Here is a 1,721-nt window from a genome sequence, read left to right as displayed (position 1 = left end):
GGTCGGCGAGCAGGGCGCGCAGGCGCGAGTTCGCCGCGACGCCGCCGCCGAGCATCAGGTGGGTGAGCCCGTGCTCGCGGCAGGCGCGGACGGCCTTGGCGGTGATCACGTCCGCGACGGCCTCCTGGAAGGAGGCGGCGATGTCCGCCCGCGGCACCTCGAGGCCGCGGGCCTCGAACTGCTCCACGGCGCGGGAGACGGCGGTCTTCAGCCCGGAGAAAGACCAGTCGTGCCGGTGCGGGCCGGGCTCCTCGGCGCTGCCGACGAACTTGCCCGCGGTGAGCCCACGGGGGAAGCGGAACGCCGTCGGGTCGCCCCTCGGCGGCGAGCCGGTCGATCACGGGCCCCCGGGTAGCCCGCCCCGATGAGCCTGGCAACCTTGTCGTACGCCTCGCCGGCCGCGTCGTCGATGGTCGAGCCCAGCAACTCGACCTCGGAGCTGATGCGGCCCACGCGCAGGATCTCGGTGTGCCCGCCGGAGACCAGCAGCGCGCCCAGGTCCGCGGGCAGGTCGTCCCACTGCGCGGGCCGCACGCCGTCCAGCATGCCGACGCCCACGTGCGCCACGAGGTGGTTGAGGCCGTAGAGGGGCGTGCCGGTGGCGGCGGCGAGCGCCTTGGCCCCGGAGACCCCCACCATGAGGGCGCCCGCCAGACCCGGGCCGGAGGTGACGGCGATCGCGTCGAGGTCCTCAAGCGTGACGTCGGCGGTGTCCAGGGCGCGGCGGATCGTGGGCACGAGGGCCTCGAGGTGGGCGCGGGCGGCGATCTCCGGGATGACGCCGCCGAAGCGGACGTGCTCCTCCACGGAGGAGGCGACCTCGTGCGCCAGCAGCCGCGTGCCGCGCACGATGCCCACGCCGGTCTCGTCGCAGGAGGTCTCGATGCCGAGCACGAGGGGGGCGCTGGAGGTGGTGGGCATGGCTGTCATCCTACGTCCGTCCCGGTCCGGGCTCCCCGTCCGGCGTCTTCCCCACCTCCGACACGGGGCGGGTGTGCGCGGCGAGCTCGCGGCGCATGATCAGCGCGTCCTCGCCTCCGGGGTAGTACCGCCTCCGCGTGTGGATGTGGACGAAGCCGTGGCGTTCGTAGAGGCGGCGGGCCGGCTCGTTGGAGGCACGGACCTCGAGCATCAGGGCCTCGGCGCCACGGAGGGCGGCCTCGGCGACCATCCAGCCCAGCTGCGCGGCCCCCAGGCCGCGGCCCTGCACCTGCGCGGCAGTGCCGATCGTCTGCACGTCGGCCACGTCCCCGGCGACCATGATCCCGCCGTAGCCCACGATGTCCCCCGGGTGCTCCCCCGCCGCGACGTCCGCGGTCTCGTCCCGGACCACCACACGGTAGTCACGGGTGGTCGGCCGTCCGGCCAGGTCCACGGCACCGTGCGGGCCGGACTGCGCGAGCTCGGCCTCGTAGAACTCCGGCGGCCACGCGTCCAGCGGGAACAGGGTCTGCTCGTGCTGCAGCACCTCGGGCACGTCCCAGACCGTCATCGGCCGGATCAGGAATCCGGCAGGCACGACGACGGCCGCCTCGCCTCCGTCGTCCGGCTCGCCGGGCGGCGCCGTCACCGGGCGTCCCGTGACCTCGTCGGTGGGCTCTGCGGCCTCGCCCGGAGCGGTGTCCTCCCCCATCAGGCGGTGGCCCGCTTGCGGGGGCCGGGGACCTTGGCGTCGGACTCACGCAGGTAGAGCGGCGTCAGCGGGCGCAGGCGCGCGCGCG

General features: G+C 75.2%; 1 protein-coding gene and 1 pseudogene. Both read right to left on the bottom strand.

What is annotated here, in order from left to right; genetic code table 11:
• Positions 1 to 921: pseudogene (tsaD, locus tag AC2W7A_RS12145) on the bottom strand (tRNA (adenosine(37)-N6)-threonylcarbamoyltransferase complex transferase subunit TsaD); the annotation flags it as partial.
• A gap of 10 nt (positions 922 to 931) precedes the next feature.
• Positions 932 to 1,633 (bottom strand): GNAT family N-acetyltransferase, encoded by a 702-nt coding sequence (locus AC2W7A_RS12140; protein WP_485991567.1) that lies wholly within the window; start codon positions 1,631 to 1,633, stop codon positions 932 to 934.
• Between the last annotated feature and the right edge of the window lie 88 nt (positions 1,634 to 1,721).

The sequence above is a fragment of the Micrococcus sp. LASM2_SD2 genome (assembly GCF_057364565.1).
This window is presented reverse-complemented; position numbering and strand designations above follow the sequence as displayed.

What these genes read in the sequence shown, in the direction of transcription:
- AC2W7A_RS12140 (WP_485991567.1), bottom strand. Translation starts at nt 1,633, where the DNA reads ATGGGGGAGGACACCGCTCCGGGCGAGGCCGCAGAGCCCACCGACGAG.